20 protein-coding genes are annotated in these 23,626 nt (G+C 45.5%); 19 read left to right on the top strand and 1 reads right to left on the bottom strand.

Annotated elements, in window-relative coordinates; all coding sequences use genetic code 11:
• Positions 1–371 precede the first annotated feature (371 nt).
• From OM416_RS03555 to OM416_RS03540, 4 genes are all read left to right on the top strand, one after another.
• Complete coding sequence (locus OM416_RS03555; RefSeq protein WP_413775762.1) at positions 372–1,301, top strand: ABC transporter permease; 930 nt, start codon at positions 372–374, stop codon at positions 1,299–1,301.
• Positions 1,302–1,313: 12 nt separating this feature from the next.
• On the top strand, positions 1,314–2,186 hold the full coding sequence (locus OM416_RS03550) for a carbohydrate ABC transporter permease (RefSeq protein WP_036613592.1): 873 nt from the start codon (positions 1,314–1,316) through the stop codon (positions 2,184–2,186).
• Positions 2,187–2,286: 100 nt separating this feature from the next.
• On the top strand, positions 2,287–3,921 hold the full coding sequence (locus OM416_RS03545; RefSeq protein ID WP_264927054.1) for an extracellular solute-binding protein: 1,635 nt from the start codon (positions 2,287–2,289) through the stop codon (positions 3,919–3,921).
• A gap of 102 nt (positions 3,922–4,023) precedes the next feature.
• Positions 4,024–4,698, top strand: a complete 675-nt coding sequence (locus OM416_RS03540) for a GntR family transcriptional regulator (RefSeq protein WP_076331542.1) — start codon at positions 4,024–4,026, stop codon at positions 4,696–4,698.
• A 96-nt stretch (positions 4,699–4,794) separates the two neighbouring features.
• Here the strand turns inward: OM416_RS03540 and OM416_RS03535 are convergent, their stop codons facing one another.
• The gene (locus OM416_RS03535; RefSeq protein ID WP_145148423.1) at positions 4,795–5,340 is read right to left on the bottom strand and encodes a cupin domain-containing protein; all 546 of its coding nucleotides are present in this window, start codon (positions 5,338–5,340) and stop codon (positions 4,795–4,797) included.
• A 179-nt stretch (positions 5,341–5,519) separates the two neighbouring features.
• On the opposite strand from OM416_RS03535, the gene metH reads away from it, so the two are divergent.
• From metH to OM416_RS03460, 15 genes are all read left to right on the top strand, one after another.
• The gene (gene metH, locus OM416_RS03530; RefSeq protein WP_264927050.1) at positions 5,520–8,960 is read left to right on the top strand and encodes a methionine synthase; all 3,441 of its coding nucleotides are present in this window, start codon (positions 5,520–5,522) and stop codon (positions 8,958–8,960) included.
• Positions 8,961–9,036: 76 nt separating this feature from the next.
• Positions 9,037–9,975: a ribonuclease Z gene (gene rnz / locus OM416_RS03525; RefSeq protein WP_264927048.1), complete on the top strand. Its 939-nt coding sequence runs from the start codon at positions 9,037–9,039 to the stop codon at positions 9,973–9,975.
• 356 nt (positions 9,976–10,331) lie between these two features.
• Positions 10,332–11,141: a TIGR01457 family HAD-type hydrolase gene (locus tag OM416_RS03520; RefSeq protein ID WP_264927046.1), complete on the top strand. Its 810-nt coding sequence runs from the start codon at positions 10,332–10,334 to the stop codon at positions 11,139–11,141.
• A gap of 6 nt (positions 11,142–11,147) precedes the next feature.
• Entirely contained in the window at positions 11,148–11,969 is an 822-nt protein-coding gene (locus OM416_RS03515) for an Fpg/Nei family DNA glycosylase (protein ID WP_264928796.1), read from the top strand.
• On the top strand, positions 11,959–12,807 hold the full coding sequence (locus OM416_RS03510) for a deoxyribonuclease IV (RefSeq protein ID WP_264928794.1): 849 nt from the start codon (positions 11,959–11,961) through the stop codon (positions 12,805–12,807). The genes OM416_RS03515 and OM416_RS03510 overlap by 11 nt, the downstream gene beginning before the upstream one ends.
• A 19-nt stretch (positions 12,808–12,826) precedes the next feature.
• Positions 12,827–13,165 (top strand): cyclic-phosphate processing receiver domain-containing protein, encoded by a 339-nt coding sequence (locus tag OM416_RS03505; RefSeq protein ID WP_017688046.1) that lies wholly within the window; start codon positions 12,827–12,829, stop codon positions 13,163–13,165.
• Positions 13,165–13,482 carry a thioredoxin family protein gene (locus OM416_RS03500; RefSeq protein WP_062834898.1) on the top strand — a complete coding sequence of 106 codons (318 nt, stop codon included), beginning with the start codon at positions 13,165–13,167 and terminating at the stop codon, positions 13,480–13,482. The genes OM416_RS03505 and OM416_RS03500 overlap by 1 nt, the downstream gene beginning before the upstream one ends.
• A 2-nt stretch (positions 13,483–13,484) precedes the next feature.
• Complete coding sequence (locus OM416_RS03495) at positions 13,485–14,258, top strand: ABC transporter ATP-binding protein (protein WP_169481161.1); 774 nt, start codon at positions 13,485–13,487, stop codon at positions 14,256–14,258.
• Positions 14,259–14,264: 6 nt separating this feature from the next.
• Positions 14,265–15,314, top strand: a complete 1,050-nt coding sequence (locus tag OM416_RS03490) for an SAM-dependent methyltransferase (protein ID WP_264927042.1) — start codon at positions 14,265–14,267, stop codon at positions 15,312–15,314.
• Between the two features lie 227 nt (positions 15,315–15,541).
• Positions 15,542–17,020, top strand: a complete 1,479-nt coding sequence (locus OM416_RS03485) for a serine/threonine protein kinase (protein WP_264927040.1) — start codon at positions 15,542–15,544, stop codon at positions 17,018–17,020.
• Between the two features lie 26 nt (positions 17,021–17,046).
• Positions 17,047–18,066, top strand: coding sequence for an SAF domain-containing protein (locus OM416_RS03480; RefSeq protein ID WP_264927038.1), 1,020 nt, complete (start codon positions 17,047–17,049; stop codon positions 18,064–18,066).
• A 77-nt stretch (positions 18,067–18,143) separates the two neighbouring features.
• On the top strand, positions 18,144–18,857 hold the full coding sequence (locus OM416_RS03475; RefSeq protein WP_169481043.1) for a hypothetical protein: 714 nt from the start codon (positions 18,144–18,146) through the stop codon (positions 18,855–18,857).
• Positions 18,854–19,684 (top strand): hypothetical protein, encoded by an 831-nt coding sequence (locus OM416_RS03470; RefSeq protein ID WP_264927035.1) that lies wholly within the window; start codon positions 18,854–18,856, stop codon positions 19,682–19,684. The genes OM416_RS03475 and OM416_RS03470 overlap by 4 nt, the downstream gene beginning before the upstream one ends.
• Before the next feature lie 7 nt (positions 19,685–19,691).
• Positions 19,692–21,518: an ATPase, T2SS/T4P/T4SS family gene (locus OM416_RS03465; protein WP_264927033.1), complete on the top strand. Its 1,827-nt coding sequence runs from the start codon at positions 19,692–19,694 to the stop codon at positions 21,516–21,518.
• Complete coding sequence (locus tag OM416_RS03460) at positions 21,508–23,574, top strand: hypothetical protein (protein ID WP_264927031.1); 2,067 nt, start codon at positions 21,508–21,510, stop codon at positions 23,572–23,574. The genes OM416_RS03465 and OM416_RS03460 overlap by 11 nt, the downstream gene beginning before the upstream one ends.
• The last annotated feature ends 52 nt before the right edge of the window (positions 23,575–23,626 follow it).

The following is a 23,626-nucleotide window of genomic DNA, read 5'->3' as shown; positions in this document are numbered from 1 at the left end:
GTCCTAGAGCAATTTCTTTTGACTTACTTCATTTGAATGGAAGCATGAGTTGTTGCTTATTATTTCCAACATATTGTAAGCGCTTCACCTACTTTTGAACACCTTCTTTTGATTTGGAGATCACACCACCTCTTAAGTGCTAATGAATGATGTGAAGCACTTTGAATTGTGTGATTCTACATAACACATCAAAATGACATCGCTTACATTTGGCTATCATCTATTTCGCAGTGGGGGTGAAGTTGAGGGATTGGTTGTCTTCTACAAAAAGAAGAAGCGATGGGAGTTGTACATGAATTCGTCTTTACCTATCAAGTCCTGGATCGGAGTGAAATCACATGGAGTCGGAAACCGCTAAAACAACACTAACCATGACATCTTTACGTAAAGAGAGCAGATTACGAACCGCAGCAACCTTGTTCCGCAAAGACTGGCAGCTGTATTCACTATTAATCCTTCCCATCATCTACCTCATTATTTTTAAATATGGACCGATGATTGGTAATGTGATTGCGTTCAGACGTTTTGTTCCGGGGGGCAGTATATTTGGAGAAACATGGGTTGGATTAAGGTACTTCAAAATGTTCATCGAGGACCCAACCTTCTGGAGAGTATTTGGTAATACGCTGATGTTGGGCGGACTCGCGTTGCTCTTTACATTCCCGGTTCCCATCATTTTTGCCTTGATGCTTAACGAAGTGAAGAGTAAACGATTCAAAAAGTTTGTACAAACCGCGTCTTATCTGCCTCACTTTCTGTCCATCGTTATCGTTGCGGGTATGATCCTGCAGTTGACAGCAGTGAATGGTTCCATTAATGGACTGGTGGCTTTTTTCACCGGAGACAATATACCTTTTATGCAGCGGGCTGAGTGGTTCAGAACAATCTACATCACGTCAGAGGTATGGCAGGGTATGGGTTGGGGAGCGATACTGTATCTCGCCGCACTGACAACCATTGATGATTCTTTGTATGAAGCTGCACGTATTGATGGTGCCAACCGCTGGAAGCAAACGATTCACGTAACGATTCCAGGAATCTTGCCAACGATTGTGACGTTGTTGATTTTGAACATGGGTAATTTCCTGGCTGTTGGATTTGAAAAAATCTTGCTCTTGTACAATCCGCTTATCTACGAGACATCGGATGTGATCTCCACTTACCTGTATCGGGTCGGACTGGAATCCAGTAACTTCAGTTATGCTACCGCAATTGGCTTGTTCGAATCGCTGATCGGTCTGATTCTGGTGTTCTCCGTAAATGCCATTTCACGCAGACTGACACAAAGAAGCTTATGGTAAAGGAGGAGCACCATGCAGGAATCCAGATCTTACAAGGTATTTAAAGTATTCAATGTCATCTTTCTGCTGTTTGTTGTATTTATAACGCTCTATCCATTCTTAAATGTCGTGGCACAATCCTTTAGCAGTGAATCCTATATCAACTCGGGCAAGGTAAGTTTGTTCCCAAGAGGATTTAATGTGGAGACATACAAGACCATCTCACGTGACAGTATGTTCTGGACCAATTATAAAAATACGATTATTTACACCGTGGTAGGTACGTTGATTTCGATGTTTATGACGACTATTTTCGCCTATGCCTTATCCAAAAAGAGGTTGATGGGTCGTAAGTTTTTGACAATGTTCGCCGTGTTCACGATGTTCTTCAGTGGTGGATTGATCCCAAACTATGTGTTGATTAATTCCCTTGGATTCAATAACACCATGTGGGCGCTTGTTGTTCCTGGCGCAATTAGCATATACAACATGCTGATCATGAAGTCATTTTTTGAAAATATGCCTGAGGAACTGGAGGAAGCCGCCTCCATTGATGGGTTGAATACCTACGGAATCTTGTTACGCATTATCTTGCCGCTGAGTAAAGCCGTTATGGCAACCATGGTACTGTTCTACGCAGTAGGTCATTGGAACTCCTGGTTCCCAGCCTTTCTGTATTTGGATAAAAAAGAACTGTTCCCGGTCACCATTTATTTGCGCAATATGATTGCTGGAGCGACCAGCGGGGCGTCTGCCGGTGCAACCTCAGCTGATAACCTGACACAGATTGCTGCCAATATTAAGTCAGTAACGATGGTATTAACCATCTTGCCGATACTCACCATCTATCCATTTGTGCAAAGATACTTTGTAACCGGTATCATGTTGGGGTCTGTTAAACAGTAATGCTTAGCAGACAGAATGATTCACATGATTAACTTTTAAAGGTAGCTTAGAAAGTTCTAAGGCAAGGTCAACCTAAACCAAATTCAGGGGGATAACCTAAATGAATCAAAAGCCACGTAAGTTTGTCGGTAAAATGGTTTTGGCAACAATGATGACCGTCGTTCTGGCTGCATGTAGTAGCGGTACTGGTGCTGGAGGTGACGTTACAGAGGTTCAGACCAACGCTGCAATGGAGACGTACAATGTAGGAGATACATTCAAGGCGACTGAGCCGTTTAATCTCTCCATACTTTATAGTGATCAACCTAGTTATCCATATAAAAAAGACTGGTTGCTTTTTGATAAAATTACCGAACTGACGGGTGTTACGCTTGAGCCAACGATTGTACCGATGAGCGATTATTCTCAGAAGAGATCTCTGTTGATTAGCTCTGGTGATGCACCACTGGTTATTCCTAAAACCTATCCAGGTGAAGAGTCTGCATTTGTATCTTCCGGTGCGATCTTGCCGATTAGCGATTATATTGATTTGATGCCGAACTTCAAGGATAAAGTGGAGAAATGGGGTTTGGAAGATGAACTCGAAGGACTTCGACAGGAAGATGGAAAGTACTATGTACTTCCAGGTCTGCATGAAGAAGTATGGCCGGATTATACGCTGCTTGTAAGAACGGATGTCTTTGAGGAAAATAACATCGCTATCCCGACCACATGGGACGAATTGTATGATGCAGCCAAAAAACTGAAAGAGATCTATCCCGATTCCATTCCATTTTCGGACCGATTCCAATTCAATAGTACGTTGAACATCGCTGCTACTGGCTTTGGTACCAAGGGTGGATGGGGTTTTGGTAACGGATTGACGTATAAGGAAGATCAAGATCAATTTGTGTACACGGCTACAACACCAGAATACAAAGAGATGCTAACGTATTTTAACAAGTTGGTATCCGAAGGGCTGCTCGATAAGGAAAGTTTTACACAGGATGATGATCAGGCTGTACAGAAATTTGTATCCGGCAAATCATTCATGATTAATGGTAATTCCCAGACCGTTGTATTGCACCGAAATGATATGAACAAAACGCTCGGAGAGGGTAAATTCTCGGTTGCGAAGATTACAGTACCAGGTGGGCCAAAAGGCCAACTGATGTCAGGGTCCAGACTTGAAAACGGTGTTATGATATCTGGGAAAATTCAAAAGAGTGAAAATTTCAAAGCCATTATGCAATTTGTTGATTGGTTATATTACAGTGATGAAGGTCAAGAGTTTGCCAAGTGGGGCGTAGAAGGCGAAACATTCACTAAAGAGGGCGGAACACGTAAATTGGTAGAAGACGTGAATTACAATGGCTTGAATCCAAAAGGTACGAAGGATCTGCGTATTGACTATGGCTTCTCTGGTGGTGTATTTGCCTATGGGGGTACCACAGATCTGCTGCAATCGATGTTTAGTGAAGAAGAGTTGAAATTCCAGCAAGATATGAAGGATACCAAGGAAGTTATCCCGGCAGAACCACCAATTCCATACTCCTCCGAGGACCGTGAACGGGTGACACTTCTGAGTACACCACTGAAAGACTACTCTGACCAGAATACACTTAAATTTATATTGGGTGAACGGAACTTGTCTGAATTCGATACGTTTGCCAAAGAGCTGGACAGTCAGGGGCTAACCAATTATCTTAAGCTGGCCAATGACACGTACAAAGCCTATAAAGAAAACAAGCAATAATATAGTTGATGCTGGCCGGATTACCGTTTCACGCCGATATTTAAGTGGAACGGTAATTTGTGCTAAGATAAATGAATACGGCTGAGAGAAAGAGGTCTAGGCATGTCACTTAATCAAAAAATTAGAGGCTCGACCCGGGCATATTCATATAACCTGTTAAAAGAACGAATTCTTCATCTGGAACTTAAGCCTGGTACCAAGATTTCAGAGAAAGAGATTGCAGATGAACTGCAGGTGAGCAGAACTCCTGTGCGTGAAGCATTCATGAAACTTGCTGAAGAAGAACTGTTGGACATTATTCCACAGAGTGGAACGATCGTCTCTCATATCAATCTGGAGCATGTGGAAGAAGGCAGGTTTATGCGGGAAAAGATGGAGAAGGAGATCGTGACATTGGCTTGCGCTTCTTTTCCTGAAGAGTTTAGATTTAGACTCGAAACCAACATTGCTATGCAGGAAGTATGTATAGGGAAAAACAATTTCTATCGACTGTTCGAACTGGATGAAGAGTTTCATCAGATTTTGTTTCAGGGTACAGGTAAGCTGAGAACGTGGAAAATGTTGCAACAGCTGAACATCCCGTTTAATCGGTTGCGTTTATTACGTCTAGCGGAGGACTCCAACCTGGAGGTCATTATCTCACAACACAAAGAGATTTATCGACTTATCACAGAGCGTAAGACGGAGCAAGCGGTTCAGGTGATGGAAGCTCATCTCAGACTAGTTGTGATTGAACAGGAATCGATAAAAGCGAAATACCCGCATTATTTTATATAATGCACCGATGTTGTATAATACTCTCCATATGCATATGCCAAAACCCCTGTTCAATTGAACAGGGGTTTTGGTTAAGCAAGTCGTCACACGAGAGTGTTAGGCTTGTTTGATAAATGTAGGATCAGGGTATGGATCTGCAATCCAGCCATCTTTTTCGATGAACAGTCGTACAGCAATAATTTGTTTGTTCTCCATTAAAGTGAAGAAGTGCGGTGTATTCTCAGGTACAGAGATGACGTCTCCAGGAGACAGTTCTACATTAAAGTAGCCCACATCATCTGTAGCTTTGATAACAAAGATTCCTTTACCAGCGACAATCGCCCGGATTTCATCTTCAGCGTGGGTGTGGATCTCTTCGAACTTGGCCAGCTTCTCTTCGATATCTGGTGTTTGTTCAGACAGCGTGATGACATCCCATATTTGGTATCCGCGACGTGCAGCCAAATCTCTGATTTCATAATCGTAAGTTTCCAAAACTTCGGCTTTTTGATCATCAGTCAATCCAAAGTTATTTTGCAGATCCGTGTTCAGTTTGAATGCGTCCCACTTCTCATATAATACTTCGTATTTGTTCAAGAAATTTCGAACGTTTTCGTCACCAGTGATGCGTTCGTTCGTATTTCGGATAACAATTTCAGCCATGTTCTTTCCCTCTTTTCCACTTGGTTTAATTGAATTATATCGGATTGCTCTGTTTTTGTCGATTCTCAAATTCCGTTCATATTCGAGCAAACCCGCCATCTTTCGGGAGAAAACCCGATCTTTCACATTAAGTTAGTTTCTGTTAAACTAAGATTTAACGTTTTGCGGGGGTGAAGATATTGGATAAGATTAGTCTACACGAAGCATTAAAACAACGAATATTAATCCTCGACGGTGCAATGGGGACCATGATTCAACAAGTTGATCTGACTGGCGAAGATTTTGGCGGCGAAGATTTGGATGGATGTAATGAAATGTTAGTACTTACTCGTCCAGAGATAATCCAGCGCATTCATGAAGAATATCTGGAGGCTGGCGCCGATTTAATTGAAACCAATACATTTGGTGCGACATCTGTCGTGCTTGCTGAATACGATATTCAGGATCGGGCACGCGAGATTAACCTGGAAGCAGCCAGAATTGCGAAAGCTGCGGTTGATCGTTTTTCTACACCGGAATCTCCACGTTATGTGGTAGGTGCGATGGGACCAACAACCAAAACACTGTCTGTAACTGGAGGCGTAACGTTCCAGGAACTTATCGACAGTTATTTGGAGCAAGCGCTTGCTTTAATAGAGGGAGGCGTTGATGCGCTACTGCTTGAAACCTCACAGGATACCCTCAATGTGAAAGCAGGCAGCATTGGAATTCAGCAGGCCTTCGAACAGAGTGGTGTTACACTGCCCCTGATGATATCAGGAACGATAGAACCGATGGGAACGACCCTTGCGGGTCAGAACATCGAATCCTTTTATATATCCTTAGAACACCTTAACCCAATTTCGGTAGGACTAAACTGTGCTACAGGACCGGAGTTCATGCGTGATCACATTCGCTCGCTTTCCGGAATGGCATCGGTTGCCGTTAGTTGTTACCCGAACGCGGGTCTACCGGATGAGAACGGTAATTACCATGAGTCACCAGACTCTCTGGCTCAGAAGATTGGTGCTTTTGCCGAACAGGGCTGGTTGAATATTGCTGGTGGATGTTGCGGGACAACCCCTGCACATATTAGGGCTATGCGCGACACACTTGCCCAGTACCCCCCAAGAGAAATGAACGGAACACATCCACCTGCATTGTCCGGTATAGAACCAATCTATATCGAACAGGACAATCGTCCATACATGGTTGGCGAGCGTACGAATGTGCTGGGATCACGAAAATTCAAGCGGCTTATTGTAGAAGGCAAATACGAAGAAGCTTCGGAAATTGCACGTGCTCAAGTGAAAAATGGAGCGCACATTGTCGATGTGTGTGTACAAGACCCGGACCGTGAAGAGTCTGAAGACATGGTGAAGTTTCTTGAACTGGTTGTGAAAAAAGTAAAAGTACCACTCATGATCGATACAACAGATGCTTCCGTAATTGATCTGGCCCTCCAGTACTCTCAAGGTAAAGCGATAATTAACTCCATTAACCTTGAGGATGGCGAAGAGAAATTTGAGCTGATCACGCCGTTACTTCATAAGTACGGTGGTGCGGTTGTCGTCGGAACGATTGATGAACGGGGCCAGGCGATTAGTCGGGAGGACAAGCTGGACGTAGCCAAGCGCTCTTACGATCTGCTGGTGAACAAGTATGGACTCAAACCAGAGGACCTCATTTTCGATACGTTGGTGTTCCCGGTAGGTACGGGAGATGAACAGTACATCGGTTCAGCCAAAGAAACCATTGAAGGTATAAGAGTGATTAAGGAAGCGATGCCAGAATGTCATACGATACTCGGGATCAGTAACATTTCATTCGGACTGCCTGAAGCAGGCCGTGAAGTGCTGAACTCTGTATTTTTGTATGAATGTACCAAAGCAGGCCTCGACTATGCCATCGTAAACACAGAGAAGCTGGAGCGTTATGCGTCCATTCCGGAAGAAGAACGCAGACTCTCGGAAGAGCTTTTATATAACACGAATGATGAAACTCTGGCAGCGTTCGTAGCGGCGTTCCGTAACAAGAAGGTTGAGAAGAAGGAAAAAATCTCGAACCTTTCATTAGAAGAGCGTCTCGCTTCATATGTTGTGGAAGGAAGCAAAGAAGGATTGCTGCCGGATCTCGAACAGGCACTTGCCAAATATACAGCACTTCAAGTGATTAACGGTCCACTGATGCGGGGTATGGAGGAAGTAGGTCGTCTCTTCAACAACAATGAGTTGATTGTAGCTGAAGTGTTGCAGAGTGCGGAAGTGATGAAGGCTTCTGTAGCATATCTGGAGCAGTTCATGGAGAAGAACGAAACTTCGGTTAAAGGTAAGATCATTCTGGCCACGGTCAAGGGTGATGTGCATGACATTGGTAAGAACCTGGTAGAGATCATCCTGTCCAATAACGGTTACCGTATCATTAATTTGGGTATAAAAGTACCACCAGAACGTATTATTGAGGCGTATCGAGAAGAAAAAGTCGATGCGATCGGCCTCTCGGGTCTATTGGTAAAATCAGCACAACAGATGATTCTTACCGCTCAGGATTTGCGAACAGCAGGTATTGATGTACCTATTATGGTTGGCGGAGCGGCGTTGACACGTAAATTCACCAAAAATCGTATCCGTCCTGAATATAACGGAATGGTTGTATATGCCAAAGATGCGATGGATGGTCTGGATCTGGCGAACAAATTGATGAATCCCGTTACACGTGAAGTGATGCAACTGGAGATGGAAGCTGAAAAAGAAGCTGATGCTTCAGGTGCTGTAGCTGTTCAGGCTCTTCCTGAGCTTACGCGAGTGGAGCGTTCGGATATTGCTGTAGATCATCCGGTTCTTGTACCACCTGATCTGGAGCGGCATACGATGCGTAACTATCCGTTATCACATATCCTGCCATACGTGAACATGCAGATGTTGCTTGGACACCATCTGGGGTTGCGCGGTTCAGTAGAACAACTGCTTGCTTCAGGTGATAAGAAGGCTACCGATCTGAAAGCAGTCGTTGATGATATCATGCAAGAGGCTGTTCGTGACGGGATTATTCAGGCGCATGCCATGTATCGTTTCTTCCCGGCGCAGTCCAGTGGTAACAGCGTCATTATCTATGATCCAAAGGATACAAGTAATATTTTGCATACCTTTACGTTCCCACGTCAAAAAGTCGAGCCGTTCCTATGCCTGTCCGACTTCCTGAAGCCTGTTGAATCCGGTCAGATGGATTACGTTGGTTTCATGGTTGTTACTGCCGGACATGGTGTGCGTGAACTATCCACGGCGTGGAAAGATCAAGGGGATTACCTTCGCTCGCATGCTCTGCAATCCGTAGCACTCGAGGTAGCAGAGGGATTAGCTGAGCGTGTGCATCATATGATGAGAGATATCTGGGGATTCCCTGATTCTGCTCAGATGACCATGAAGCAACGTCATGGTGCACGTTATCAGGGAATCAGGGTATCCTTTGGATATCCGGCTTGTCCGGATCTGGAAGATCAAGGGCCGTTGTTCAAGTTGCTACAGCCTGAGGATATCGGTGTGGAATTGACAGAAGGTTTCATGATGGAACCTGAAGCATCTGTATCAGCGATGGTGTTCAGCCATCCGCAAGCCAAGTATTTTAACGTAGAAAAGGCATAAATTAGTAGAGTGTCAGGCAAAGCCCTCCGCATTGTCGGAGGTTTTTTGCTGGCAACAGAAAGAGGTGCGATCCAGAATGGAACTATATTTCCTGGGAACTAATGCTGGTGTACCTACGCTTCAACGGAATGTAACTTCCATTGGGCTACGCATGTTGGATGAGCGCAGAGCTTTGTGGTTGTTTGACTGCGGGGAAGGAACGCAGCATCAGATTTTAAGTTCTCCGCTTAAACTAAGCAAATTGGAGAAAATATTCATTACTCACCTGCATGGTGATCATGTATTTGGTCTTCCAGGACTGCTTTCGAGCAGAGCCTATCAAGGTGGCACCACACCATTAACGGTATATGGTCCTCCAGGTACGGATCGAATGATTAGTACAACGATGGAGCTTAGCCAATCCCGGGTGAACTATGATTTGAATATCGTGGAACATACGGGCGGAGTCCTATTCGAAGATGACAGTTTTATCGTGGAAGCTGCTTTGCTTGAGCATCGGATTGACAGCTATGGATACCGGATTACGGAAAAAGATCGTCCAGGCAGCCTGGACCCAGCCAAAATGGCGGAATATGGTTTGAAACCAGGCCCATTGTTTGGCCGACTGAAACGTGGAGAAACCATTACGCTGGATAATGGTCATTCGCTTCGTCCAGAAGATGTATTGGGAGCACCGAAACGCGGCATGGTGATCACCATATTGGGTGATACACGTCCATGTGATAATGTACAGCCTCTTTCCATCGATGCAGATGTACTTGTGCATGAAGCCACATTCATGCATGATCTGGCCGATACAGCGCATGAGTATTATCATAGTACTTCAAAACAAGCGGCAGAAGCGGCTAGAGCAGCGAATGTTGGGCAATTGATTATGACTCACTTCAGCTCACGTTATAAGGATGAGGATCAACTGCAGCCACTTTTGGAAGAGGCACAGTCCGTATTTCCGAATACCAGACTTGCAAACGAACACCAGCTTATTCCTGTCGTGCATCGCAAGCAAGAATCTTAATCATGAATGCGAACCAATGCACGGCTAAACACGTCACATGAAGAACCGGGTAATTGCACGGGACTGAGGGAGAAGAACTCCCGCGGTCCCTTTTGCAATCTGGTCAGAAAGCGTGTAGGATGGGCAATATGAAGAGGGAAATGATTCAAATTATTTTCCGGGAAAGCGCAGGAAATGACAAGCTTGTACAGAAGACGCGCGAGCTAAACCGTCGGTGTTCGATTTGGTTCGACTTGTTGCGTGTATATGTCAACAAGCCATTATTTTTTGCCTAAATACATAGGTTTGCGTTAAAGTTCGAGGTAAATGATTAAGGACATGAAACGTTAATGGAATAAAGAAAGGAAGTGCTGTGTGTGATTAAGGCCTATCTGATTGACTTGGATGGTACGCTCTATCATGGCAGACATCGTATCGAAGGAGCCGATCAGCTTATTCGAACACTGCAAGAGCTAGGAAAGCCGTATTTATTCGTAACGAATAATTCTTCCCGTACACCACAAGGCGTGGCAGATCATCTGAATGGGATGGGTATACCTGCTGACGCGTCTCAGGTATGTACTTCTGCTGTGGCGGCAGCTGAATACGTCGCTGAAGAGTCCCCGGGTGCAAAAGTGGCATGTATTGGAGAAGCAGGACTGTTGCAAGCCATAGAAGAAGCTGGATTACAACTGACTGACGATGCACCGGATTACGTGATACAGGGGATTGATCGTGAATTTTCCTATCAAAAACTAACGAAGGCGCTAAGGTGGATAAATGGGGGATCAAAATTCATCATGACCAACCCCGATCTGCAGCTCCCTTCGGATGATGGATTGACGCCTGGAGCCGGAACGATTGGAGCAGCAATTGAAGCCGCAACCGGAATTCATCCTACCGTTATTGGCAAGCCATCGAGTGTTATAATGAAGTCAGCCATTAGCCGGCTGAACCTGGCGTCTCATGAAGTGGCCGTGATCGGAGACAATATGCGTACCGATATTGCAGCTGGAGTGGCAGCAGGATGTGAGACGTTGCTGGTTCTTACTGGTGTGACAACACGAGATAATATGGATGGACACATTCAAGCAGCCAAGGCTCGACCTGATCATGTGTTTGAAGATTTGCATAAATTGATGGAGTGGCTGTCGCAAGAGACAGACCAAGCTTCCAAAAAGGGGTAATGTATGATGCCGGAACTGCCGGAAATGGAAAATTACCGGACCTTGCTGTCCGAGAAAATACTTGATCTACCGATCACAGGTGTTGTGATTAATCGCGATAAAACGATAAATACGGAGCCTGATCTGTTCATCAGTGAACTTACAGGAAATCGCATCATATTTGTTGAACGCCGAGCCAAGCATCTGATTTTCCATTTGGCTAATGGCAAACGTCTGGTGCTGCACCTCATGTTGGGCGGTATGATTTTCTGGGGCACGGAAGAGGAGCGCCCTAATCGTTCCACACAGGTGGAAATCCAGTTTGGGGAGCACATTTTATTCTTTATCGGACTGCGCTTGGGTTATTTACATCTGCTCAATTCGAAAGAAACCGAAGAGGCGATGTCTGATCTTGGACCTGAACCTTTGGATCGACGGATGAACGTGGAACGTTTTGCTTCTCTGTTGAAAGGTCGTAGGGGTACGCTCAAGACAACGTTGGTAAACCAACATATTATTGCGGGAATCGGCAACTGTTATTCGGATGAAATTGCCTTTGCTGCCGGTCTGAGACCAAGCTCCAAAACGCAGAACATCGCAACTTCACCAGAGCTGACGGAACGCTTGTTCCATTCGATGCAGTCCGTGTTGCGCGAAGCAGCTTCTGAGGGCGGTTATATGGAAATGCCACTGATGCAAGGGGATACGAAGACAGGAAGCTTTGACGAGCAATGTCGCGTATACGACCGGGAAGGCGAGACTTGTCCACGCTGTGGGGGAACGATTGAACGAGTGGAAATTACGGGCAAGAAGGCGTTCTTCTGTCCGAAATGCCAGCATGAGGCTTAAAAACGGAATCGGGGCACATGTCAGCACCAGAGGTGGATTTCTTCAGGCAGCCAAGAGAGCGTACGAGATGGGTGCAACGGCGTTTCAGTATTTTCCGAAAAACCCGCGTAGTCTCAGCCTAAAAAGTCTGGACCTCAAGGATGCTGAGCAGTGCAGGGATTGGTGTGAACAGCAGGGTCTTGCTTCGATTGCACATTCACCCTATCCCACGAATCCGGCGTTGGGCATGACCCGTGGAGAGGCGGGCTTTCATGCTACAATAGCTTCTATTCGCAATGATCTTGAAATTTCGAATGCTTGTGGTTCTGTCGGGACGGTGGTCCATTTTGGACATATCAAAACGAGCAATCCGCTGGAGGGTTATCAGAACCTCATTCATTGTTTGGATACCGCCTTGGAGGATTGGGATGGTCATTCGAAAGTTTTGCTTGAAAATCAGGCAGGTGATCATGGTCCCATGGGCACGACAATGGAAGAACTGATACAGATTCGCAAATTAAGCCGATATCCTGAGCATATTGCTTTTTGCTTTGACACATGCCATGCTTTTGCTTCAGGTATGTGGTCGTCAGGCAACGAAGCGGCGATGCTCAACAAGGGCAGGGTGCTCGGATACTGGGATGACGTTGCTGCTGTACATTTTAATGATTCCAAGTATTCGTCTGGTTCGTGTAAGGATAGACATGCGAGGATCGGACAGGGTTATATTGGATATGAATCAATGAAAGCATTGTTAAATACGCCTGAGTTCCAAAAAGCAGTTGTTGTGCTCGAGACAGAAACGGGCGAAGATGGAACGCACCATGATGATATAGCGCTCATGCGTTCCTGGTTATAATGGGGAGAGGAGCGATTGTATGCATGTTTTTTTGGATGACTATCGGGCGTGTCCGAAAGGATTTGTTCTGGCAACGAATGCAGAAGAGTGCCTGATGCTGCTAAGAGAAGGTGACGTGGACATTTTGTCTTTGGATTATGAGCTTGGTCCGGATTCACCCAATGGCGGTGAGGTTGCGGCATCCATTGTACGAGAAGGTTTATTTCCGCGCGAAATCTATTTGCATACGTCCAGTATGTTTGGGAAACGCCAAATGTACGAGATGTTATATAGCAATAAACCGGATTCGGTAACCATTCATAATGGTCCAATGACGGGTGAGGTCATGCTGCGTGTTGCTGCGGGAGAAGAAAGTTAATGAAGCCAATTACATCCAAAATGTTAATGCGCGGCGTATGGGAAGGCATGCCACAGGCTGTATTTATATATACCCCTTTATGTGGGACATGTGCGGCAGCACGGCGTATGTTGGAGGTAGTAGAGCACATGCTGCCAGAAGGTATTTTATCCGAAATGAATATCCATGACATTCCTGAACTTGTACAACAATTTCAAATTTCAAGCGTACCAGCAGTGATGCTGTTTGACGGCCAGCAAGATGTTCCAAAAATGGTTTATCGGATGAGCTCTGTAGAGCATTTGCTCTCTGAGATCCGGAAGGCGGTGCTGAAATGAGTATAATTTCGATGGAACATGTCTCACTTCGACGAGAAGAGAATCAGATTTTGGATAACGTGCATTTGCGCATCGAACAAGGCGAACATTGGGTTATTCTGGGTCGAAATGGTTCTGGCAAAACAACACTGCTGGAAATGATGAACGGATATATGTTTCCAAGCCAGGGACGCATTGAAGTACTGGGTAATCTGTATGGACAATGTGACGTCAGGGAAGTACGTAAGGAAATCGGTTATATCAGCCAAACGTTGATTGAGAAACTAACACCCAGAGATCCGGTATGGGAAGTCGTCGCTACAGGAGCTTATGCTTTTTTGCGTTTTTATCAGACGATTCCTGATGAGGTAAAAGCAAAGGCAATGAGCTTGCTGGATGATATGGGTTTTGCCAACCTTGCCAACAACTCGCTGGGAACGTTATCCCAAGGAGAGCGCAAAAAAGTCATGCTCGCTCGTTCACTAATGGCAGAGCCTAAATTGCTGATTATGGACGAGCCTTGTGCTGGGCTAGACTTATATGAACGTGAGAAAATGCTGGCTGAGATTGATCGCCTGCGCCAACGTAACATTACAGTTGTGTATGTAACACATCATGTTGAAGAGATCGTACCTTTATTTACGCATGTGGCCTTGATCCGCGATGGACGTATTGCTGCGGCAGGCCCCAAGCATGAAGTTTTAACACAAGATACAATTAAGCATACGTACGATGTCCCGGTCGATATCCAGTGGGATGACGGTCGTCCGTGGATACGCGTACGTTCTGGAGGGTAACACAATTTGAGTACACAATCGTCTTGGGAAGAAGGCAACTTCTCCCGTTTTATCTGCACAGCCAATCACGGCTTTGCCCCTTATGCTCAGGAAGAATTGCGCCGTACGTTTGGTGCGGTGAAGAGCACGGTACTCGTACCAGGAGAAATTTTGCTTGCGGGTCTGCCCGTAGCGGAGGAAGAAGTTGCAGGTAAGCTGTGGGAAGAGTATCCAACGTTTTTACGTCATATTCAACCTGTTCAGTTTCAGGAGAATACAGAAGATTCGGAACAGTCTATCGAGAGATTGATTGCATTCGTGCTGAATCATAAGGAATTGACCGGTACCCCTGTCGTGCTGCAGGTACGGAAGACAGAAGGGTCCTTTTGGCAAGAAAATGCGGCCTCATTGAAGCAATTGCTAACAGAAAAGCTGGATGAGTTAGGTTGTGAATGGGTTGTACGTGATGCTGAATTTGTCATTTCCGTATTTGCTGCGAATGATATGTTGTATGCTGGCGTGTCCAGACCTGAACAGAATCTGTCAGACTGGAGCGGGGGAGCCGTACGTTTTCAAAAAGAAGACGGACAAATCTCGCGGGCCAAATTCAAATTGCTTGAAGCCGAGCAAACGTTTGGCATTGACTTTACTTCATTTCATAAAGCGCTAGATATCGGTGCAGCACCAGGTGGATGGACCTCATTCCTGCTTGAACGTGGGCTTGAAGTAACAGCGGTAGATCCGGCGAAGATGGATCCGACGCTGCTGGCATCACCAAAACTGACTTTCTTGAAAAAAAATGCAGGGGATGTTCGTTTCCGCGAAGGAGAATTCGATCTGCTCGTATGTGACATGAGTTGGAGTCCGAAGCTGATGAGCCGACTTGTATCGGATCTTCTATATAGCCTTCAGCCGGGGGGGACAGCGATCGTTACCGTGAAGTTATTGCATAAAAAACCGCTCGCGCTCATTAAAGATGTGATTGATACGTTTGAGCGTTCACGGATGCAGATTCAACGTTCCAAGCAGTTGTTCCATAACCGGGAAGAGATCACACTCTATATGGTTAAATATTAAGAGATCTAGCCTTGACTAAAGCTGCTAAAGGTATTTTGAAATTGATTCGATTAAGCTCATTAAATATTGTGCTTTACAATCTGTTCCTGCCTGTACTATAATGATACCAATATTAACCATAACAAACCTGAGGGAAAGCATCCTGAAGTGAACGAAACCGGATATCCGGTCTGTTCTTCTTCGGTGAGGCTTTACCTTTTTTGTTGTGTATTAAAGGAGGAATTGATATGAGACATCCGGCCAGGCTGGAACGCGGAAGCCTGCTGGGAGGTAGATATCGTATCGTATCCATTCTGGGTACAGGCGGAATGAGCCATGTATACGAGGCGGAGGATCTGAAATTGCCGGGCAAGATATGGGCAATTAAAGAAAGCGTAACGGCTATGCCATATGAAGGCAGCATGGAGACAGAGGCTGCTCTGCTGACCTCCCTTCGCCATCCAAGATTGCCGCAAATCGTTGATTTTTTTGTCCCAGATGAAGATGGCTACACATACTTGGTGATGGAATACATCGAAGGGTTAACGCTCAGTGAGTATTTCAAGCAGTGCCGCAGGAAGATCCCGATAGAGCAGTTGACGGAGCTGGTGCTTCAATTGCTGGATGTGTTGAGTTATCTGCATAATCTAAATCCACCTGTCATCTATAGGGATCTGAAACCATCAAACATCATGATCACCCCGGAACATGAAGTAAGATTAATTGATTTTGGCATCGCGAGAAGTTACAAACCGCAAAGTGCCGAAGATACGGTCAAGTTGGGAACAGCTGGTTTCGCTGCACCTGAACAATATGGCTCAGGTCAGACCGATGCCCGTTCGGATCTATATGGACTCGGAGCATTGCTGCTCTATCTTATGACAAGTGGGGCGTATACGGAATGGATTCAGGGTGTGGAAAGCTCAATCCGAAGTGATGTTCCGCGGACATACATCCCAGTGGCGAGAAGACTGTTGAGGTATAACGCCGAAGAGCGATTCCAATCTGCCGATGAGGTACGGAAGGAACTGCTCCGCATACCCGGTGGAATAACGTCTGGTGGAGATGCGACCATGACCCTGAATGGCGGAACAAGAGTGATTGCCTTGACTGGTGCTTCTTCTGGTGTAGGGGTTACCCACACCGCTATAGCTATCAGTCACTATCTCGAAAGGCAAAACTTCAAAGTAGCTGTGATTGAAATGTCACCTCGCTCTCAATCCTTTGCAAGAATTCAACAAATCGCTCAAGCGGGTAAACCGGTGCCGGCAGGCAGACAGTTTGCAGTGGATGGGGTGCATTATTGGAAACAATCCGGGCGAGCGGATATTTTGTCTTTGCTTGGGGGGAGCTATCAATTCATCGTGATGGACCTCGGCAGTGGTCAGGACCAGAACCGACTGGAAGAATTCCTGCGTGCAGATCTGCCCATTGTTATAGGCTCAGGTGCCGAATGGAGACAGGCGGAGATTGGCGCTTTTGTTCGATCACATCATCGGTATCCACGAGAGAAATGGATATATTGTCTGCCCCTGGCAGCAACTGAAGCAGTTCAGCGCATTCGTAAAGCACTGGATACATCGAGTGTATATGGTCTGCCGTTACATATTGACCCGTTTGACAAGGATACACAGATGGATAAAGTGTTTTCTCATATTTTAACGCATATGATGGCACAGCAACCCAAGAAACGTTCGTTCTTTTCACGAAGGAAAGTACATGATTAGAGGAGATTACGAAAGGAGAGCCTCTTTTGTCTAAATTAAGAAAACAAAGCCGTCAACTGATCTATGCTGGGCTTATCGGAGCAGGAGCCGTAGGGTTGGTGTTCGGAGGATATGTTATTTACAATGTCAAAACGATGGGTGATGTCAGGTCAGCTGTAGAAGCCCGTTATTTATCGGTATATGAGGAAAAGGAAGCTGAATTAAAGCAACAATGGAATTCGGGGGCACAAGGCTGGGTTACCATTCGGGATGTAGAAGCAGGTGAACCGATATTGCCTGAGGATCTGAAGCTCATTGCAGTCCCGGATGCACAGGCGCCCCGAAATCTCTGGTCCAGTACCAAGCAGATGGAAGGCCAAGTGGCTAAAATAGAGTTGAAAAAGGGAACAGCGATTACCACCGAAATGGTGTACGAGGATACACCGGCTCCACCCGACTTAAGAAATCGAGAGCTGCAAGTTGTACTACTGCCATCCTCACTCGTAAAGGGAGACATTATTGATGTTCGTATCCAGTTCCCCACAGGACAGGATTATGTTCTCTTATCGAAGAAGAAAGTGGAACGACTCAATGCAGCTACCTTATGGATTACGATGACAGAGGAAGAGATTCTGTCACTCTCAAGTGCAATTGTAGATGCCTATTTACATAAAGCTTCAATCTATGCCTTAACCTATGTAGAACCACAGTTTCAGACACCTGCAATCGCAACGTATCCTGCCAATTCAGAAGTGTTAAAACTGCTGGAGAGTGATCCGAATATTGTTCGACGAGCCGAACAGGAGTTATCCAGACAGGTGCGAAGTTCGCTTGAAAGTTCACTGGCCGCTTCGATGACAGCACCGTCAAAAGGGGTTGAACAGGATGTGGCACAATCCTCAGTTACCTATAACAGTCGCCCATCAGCGAATAATTCGGCAACATCGGATGGTGTGATGTGGAATGATGGTTCAGGAAACGGAGCTGGAGCTAATTCTGGAAGCGTGAATGATGCTGCTGATGCTTCTCAAACAGAGCAACAGAGCCTGCTAACGGGTGGAGAGTAGAGATTAATCTGAGGTTATTACATTAAGATAATTCAGATAACAAAGGTTTAAAGAAATAGAAGGGAGTTATGACATCTATGCATACATGGATCTTTGCAGGTTTATGTGAGAAGAATGATCTGATGCTATATCTTTGCAAGATATTGGCTTCGACAGGCAATAAGGTCTTACTCGTAGATGGAACCTTACAACAGAAGTATGGGTACGGAGTAGGGGACAGTCAGCAGTCTTTGCGAATTACGGAATTTGAAGGATTTGATATCGCTTGTCATTTTGTTACTTCAGCAGCAGTAGAGAATCATCTTGAAGTCAATGGAGAACGATTGGATAGTTATGACTATGTGTTATATGACATGGAGACCTCACACTTTGCTTCGCGTAATCTCTGGCTGAATGCCGATGTAAGAGTCTGGGTGAGTGATTACGAGCGTTACAATCTGGAACGTGGCAAGGGCTGGTTGAAGCGGTTGCTTGAAGAACAGTCATTACCTGGCGAGCTGTCATTTCAGCGGCTCTTCATTAACGGTGTTGACTGTAAGCTTGAAGCTCGTTATCTGTGGGCGTATCTGGAGGGCAGTCCTTTTGTGTGGACCGGAGAATCTTTAGTGCTTCCTTGGGATGAGTTAACAGCTGCGGTTAAGCTTGAGAATGAGCATCATCGCCGAGTTCATCTTGGACCTTTGTCCCGAAATTACAAAAAATCGTTGTGTCGCGTGGTCGAGCAGTTAACGGGTTGGGAAAGTGTTCGCAGTCGTCGTGCGATGAAAGAAGCGGAGAGGATGAGAGCATGAGCACCATTACCTTTTGGAGCCCTTTTGCAGGGACAGGTTGTACCTCAAGCACATTGATTAGTGCTTATGCAATGGCACTTCACTATAGGACAAGAGTGTTACTTGTTAATACAGGTCTTGTCGGAACTGGCACAGAAGCTGCTCTGCCATCCAATGAGGCGGATTACACAGATTCCGTATTCTCTTTCGAAGAGGGTGGCTGGGATGCGGTTGAACGGCTGCATTCGAGCGGAAGTCTGAACAAGCACAATCTCAGGGATTATACCAAACCACTGCTAAAGGAAAGACTTGATTTCCTGACCGGAAGAATGAACGAGATGGAACGTTCTCCGCAAGAACATGGTGAGACTGTGAAAAAGCTGCTGAATATAGCTAACGAGTATTATGATCTGGTTCTTCTGGATGCGGATCATGCTGGTGTGGATTCGCAGCTCAAGCTGCAACAAGCGGACTATGTTGTAATTAATCTTGATCAAAATATGCGAAATCTGGAGTTGTTTTTTGAAGAAATCCTGCCAGAACGAATGGACAAATATAATATGCATGTTGTCATTAACAAATACGATCCGCAATCCCGAACAACGCTTTCCAATATTCGGCGCCGGTTCAGATACAAAGGCACGATATCTGCTATACCATACACAACCGGATACCTCGATGCAATGAATCGGCGAGATGTCGCTAAGTACTTGCAGTTGGAAAGTTTGAGCGAGAATAAGGATATTCGTAAAGGAAGCTTTGCTGCAAGCATGAGCGAACTCGCTCGCCTGATTATGGACGGCGCAGGTATGCGCACGGTTCTGAAGAGGCTGGAAAGGGGAGCCTGAACCTCCGATGCTCTGGAATACCATATGGATAAGTTTAATTTTGATTCTGTGCCTGACATATATCTGGTTCAAGTATAGAACATTTCTTCGTGAAAAAAATGCTCGTGTTCCTGAACAGGAATCGTTCACGATTGATATGTTGATTGAGAAGGTGAAGAACTCGCTCCACGAGCTTAGTCATAGTCAACTCGCGGATGCGGGTCTGCACGAAGAAGAATATCGTCGAAGAATCAATCAACGTGCCGAGATGAGAAAAGCACTGAAAGGCTGTGTCTCAGGCAGTGTCAGCGACAAAACATATGTCAAAAACTTGATAGGGGATCTGCTGACCCGAAGCATAGGCCTGAACAAATCAAATGTAGATGAAGTAATTTTGTTTGCAGAACCAGATTTGTTGATGATCCAGGACCGATTCGAAATTGTGTTCTATCTGTACCGACAGCAATTCGGTGTGGATGCTCTTTCCCGAATGATTGATACCTACGATCTTGGTAGGTTGAGAATGGAGGAAGGTTCGGACGATGGAGGAAGTTATTATATCTCTGAGGAGGATATTCAGTATGTGTTCGAGTGTGAATATCGGGAGCTTGGATTCGGAGAAAAGACCGATATCATCGTGCAACGTATCTATCAGCATTACAAAGGGTTCTCGGTTGTTGATGAGATAAGAGACCAACGTATTGACGGTGTTAGTGGTGGTGTCAGCGGTATGCTGGATGCTGTTCATAATATGGGGTTTCGAAAACCCGCATCATGGAATGATTTGCTGGAGCAGGGATTTGAGGATGACGCACATGAAGATCCGCTTAGCGGGATGGAAAGTGTATGGGTTTTCTATAAAGGTAAGTCCATTCATCTGTCCTTTCTGTCATTCGGCAGCATCCGTGAACTGAAACGGGTATGCCAGAATATATACAAATACAATTATCCGGGACAGTTGTCGGAAGCAAGTGGATACAAAGTGAATGAGATGAAAGACGGTTCCCGTGTCGTTGTGGTTCGTCCTCCTTTTGCAGAATCATGGGCGTTCTTCGTCCGGAAGTTCGATATTCCGAATGCTTCACTTGAACAATTGGTTACGGGTAACAACGCAAATCTGCCGATTACATTGCTTCAATACCTGATGAAAGGAAGCCGGATTACAGCTGTAACCGGGGCACAGGGATCTGGTAAAACAACGTTGCTTATGGCTATGGTCAAACACATCTATGCATCGTATACCCTTCGGGTGCAGGAGATGGCGTTCGAACTTCATTTAAGACGGATCTATAGCCGACGTAATATTTTGAGTTTCCGAGAGACCGAACACATTTCAGGTCAACAAGGGCTTGATTTGCAGAAAAAGACGGATGGTACCGTCAATATTCTCGGTGAGGTTGCGAGTGATGAAGTGGCTGCATGGATGATTCAAATGTCCCAGGTTGCCAGTCTGTTCACCTTGTTTACCCACCATGCCAAAACCTTTCGTGACCTGGTCTTCTCCCTGCGTAATTCCCTACTTAAGACAGGCATGTTCCAACATGAACATATTGCTGAGGAGCAGGTTGTCAGTGTCATTAATTTCGATGTTCATATGAAGAAAGATGCTGAGGGACGAAGATATATCGAACGTATTACGGAGTGTCTTCCTCGTGCGAATCAAGGTGACAGCGTGGAAGAGAGAGCAGGTTTTACGTTTCGTAATGTTGTGGAGTACAGAGATGGAGAGTACGTTGCGACAGCTCCAATCTCTTCGGGATGCATGTTGGATATGCGAGAACAGATGACATTACAGGATGCTGAGAGATTTGAACAGTTTATGAAGCAACACTGGGGTGATCAGCATGACAATTAAATGGATTCTGCTCCTCGTATTAAGTATTTGTGCAGGAGGGTTGCTGATCACGCTTCTGGTTTTGGGTGTGTTACGTCGCAGAGGAGGTGGTCCAGCAAGTCAATCTGGCGTTATTCTAACTCCCGGCGGGAAGGGATTCAAGGGACTGGGATCACTTTTGTTACAGTCCTACCGCTTCGGAATGAAAGTCCCACTGCTATCAGCCTATATTCTACAAGTGCAGAAGCGGATTTCATTCCGCCACGTTGGAGATGAGCCTTCACTTCGCAGACTGACGATGACAGTGGTTCTCATTATCCTGGGAGGATATGGAAGCATAAGTGTCATTCTGTTTCTTCTGCAGCCGGGTATTGCTTTTGTAATATTGTCCGTGCTCTGTGCTGTGGTGCTAAACAGCCTGGTGCTGGATATGTGCCTCAGTCGTATGGAGAAAAGGTTGCTGGTGCAGATGCTGGATCTATTTGCGGATGTAAGGCATCGGTATCATCAGCATGGCATGGTTGAGGAAGCGCTCTATGAAGCGGCTGAAGCAGGAACAGGAGAAGCTGCGGAACAGGTAAGACTGATCTACGAAGCTCTAACTTCTCCAGATCCGAATGAAGCACTTGAGCGTTATTATGAAGTGGCTCCTAACCGTTTTCTAAAAGGATTCGCAGGCGTTTCCTATATGGTCATGGAGTTCGGGGATAAAGACAGAGCACAAGGGTCTATCTATCTCAAGGGACTTGGTAATCTAACTCAGGAGATTCATTTGGAGATTTTGCGGCGTGATAAATTGGATTACCTACTTAAAGGGCTTAATATCATCGCACTCGCTCCGGTATTATTCACCGCTCCAATCGAACGTTGGGCCAGAGTCAGTTTTCCAACGATGGATGAATTTTATCGCAGCAAAATCGGTTTTGTTACCAAAATATCGATTTATGTCATCATTATCCTTGCTTATTTGCTTCTGCAAAGGCTCCAGCAATACGATGAGACCCGTTATCGGTCAGGACATAAGCATTCATGGTTGGATCAGTTTCTGTACAAGCAAACTTTCATACGGAAATTGGCGATGTTGTTTGCGGCGAAACCTGGCAGTACACAGTACAGCCAAACGATACGACTGATGAGGGAGAGCAGCTCGGAGCTGAAATACGAATGGCTTGCCATTCGTCGAGTGATGTTATTCGCAGGTTGTTTGGTCCTTACAATGGGCTGTATCTTGCTGTTGCATCAGGTTGAACGTAATCACATCTTGCATGATCCGATCCGGGATGACCGAATGTTTGGCGCCATGGCTGAAGCGGATCTCAGGAAGGCTGAGGAAAAAACAGCGTTGGATCAATCCGTGCTTGAAAGTGTAGAAATGAACCGAGGAGCTACATACGAAGACATCTCCAAAGCGTTACAACAGCTATCTCCCGTTCAGCTGGACCATGACACCCAGGCTGAGACGATCGCGCGTATTATGCAAAAACTTGAGGTGTATAACAAGCAATATCTACGCTGGTGGGAAATGATTATAGCGATTGTCATGGGTGTAGCAGGGTACTACATGCCCATATGGCTCATGTTATTTCAGCGGAAAATGCGAAGGTTGGATATGCGACATGAAATCTATCAATTCCAGACAGTAATATCCATTCTGCGTGAGATGGACCGGATGTCAGTCGAGGAGATATTGGAATGGCTTAATCGATTTGCCGTCATTTTCAAGCGTCCGCTGCAAAAATGTTTGTTGCATTTTGAACATGGGCCAGAGCTTGCACTTGAACAACTAAAGGAAGAGGCGGGATTGCCCGAGTTCCAGCGACTGGTGGATAAATTGCAGCTTGCCCTTGGCAAAATCTCAATACGTGAAGCCTTCGATGATCTTGAGAGCATGATGGCATTCTATTTTGAACAACGCAAACAGGAATACAGCAAAATGATTGATGTAAAAGCATCATGGGGGAGAACCATCGGATTTACACCGATGTATGCTCTTATCTTTTTGTATCTGGTCATTCCATTGGTCGGCATGAGCTTCTTGCAGATGAACATTTATTATGAGCAGATTCTGAAACTGTAGCACAGTTCATCTGTGTAACAGTCTGAAATAGTTTAATCACTTATAACTTGGG

The organism is Paenibacillus sp. LS1, assembly GCF_026013365.1.
GTDB lineage: Bacteria > Bacillota > Bacilli > Paenibacillales > Paenibacillaceae > Paenibacillus.
Note: the sequence above shows the minus strand (reverse complement) of the source record. Positions and strands in the feature narration are given on the sequence as shown.

Coding starts and splice junctions, on each gene's coding strand:
- OM416_RS03545 (WP_264927054.1), top strand. CDS start 2,287: ATGAATCAAAAGCCACGTAAGTTTGTCGGTAAAATGGTTTTGGCAACA.
- OM416_RS03475 (WP_169481043.1), top strand. CDS start 18,144: ATGCATACATGGATCTTTGCAGGTTTATGTGAGAAGAATGATCTGATG.
- OM416_RS03555 (WP_413775762.1), top strand. CDS start 372: ATGACATCTTTACGTAAAGAGAGCAGATTACGAACCGCAGCAACCTTG.
- OM416_RS03510 (WP_264928794.1), top strand. CDS start 11,959: ATGAGGCTTAAAAACGGAATCGGGGCACATGTCAGCACCAGAGGTGGA.
- OM416_RS03485 (WP_264927040.1), top strand. CDS start 15,542: ATGAGACATCCGGCCAGGCTGGAACGCGGAAGCCTGCTGGGAGGTAGA.
- OM416_RS03540 (WP_076331542.1), top strand. CDS start 4,024: ATGTCACTTAATCAAAAAATTAGAGGCTCGACCCGGGCATATTCATAT.
- OM416_RS03470 (WP_264927035.1), top strand. CDS start 18,854: ATGAGCACCATTACCTTTTGGAGCCCTTTTGCAGGGACAGGTTGTACC.
- OM416_RS03535 (WP_145148423.1), bottom strand. CDS start 5,340: ATGGCTGAAATTGTTATCCGAAATACGAACGAACGCATCACTGGTGAC.
- OM416_RS03550 (WP_036613592.1), top strand. CDS start 1,314: ATGCAGGAATCCAGATCTTACAAGGTATTTAAAGTATTCAATGTCATC.
- OM416_RS03460 (WP_264927031.1), top strand. CDS start 21,508: ATGACAATTAAATGGATTCTGCTCCTCGTATTAAGTATTTGTGCAGGA.
- OM416_RS03515 (WP_264928796.1), top strand. CDS start 11,148: ATGCCGGAACTGCCGGAAATGGAAAATTACCGGACCTTGCTGTCCGAG.
- OM416_RS03465 (WP_264927033.1), top strand. CDS start 19,692: ATGCTCTGGAATACCATATGGATAAGTTTAATTTTGATTCTGTGCCTG.
- rnz (WP_264927048.1), top strand. CDS start 9,037: ATGGAACTATATTTCCTGGGAACTAATGCTGGTGTACCTACGCTTCAA.
- OM416_RS03505 (WP_017688046.1), top strand. CDS start 12,827: ATGCATGTTTTTTTGGATGACTATCGGGCGTGTCCGAAAGGATTTGTT.
- OM416_RS03500 (WP_062834898.1), top strand. CDS start 13,165: ATGAAGCCAATTACATCCAAAATGTTAATGCGCGGCGTATGGGAAGGC.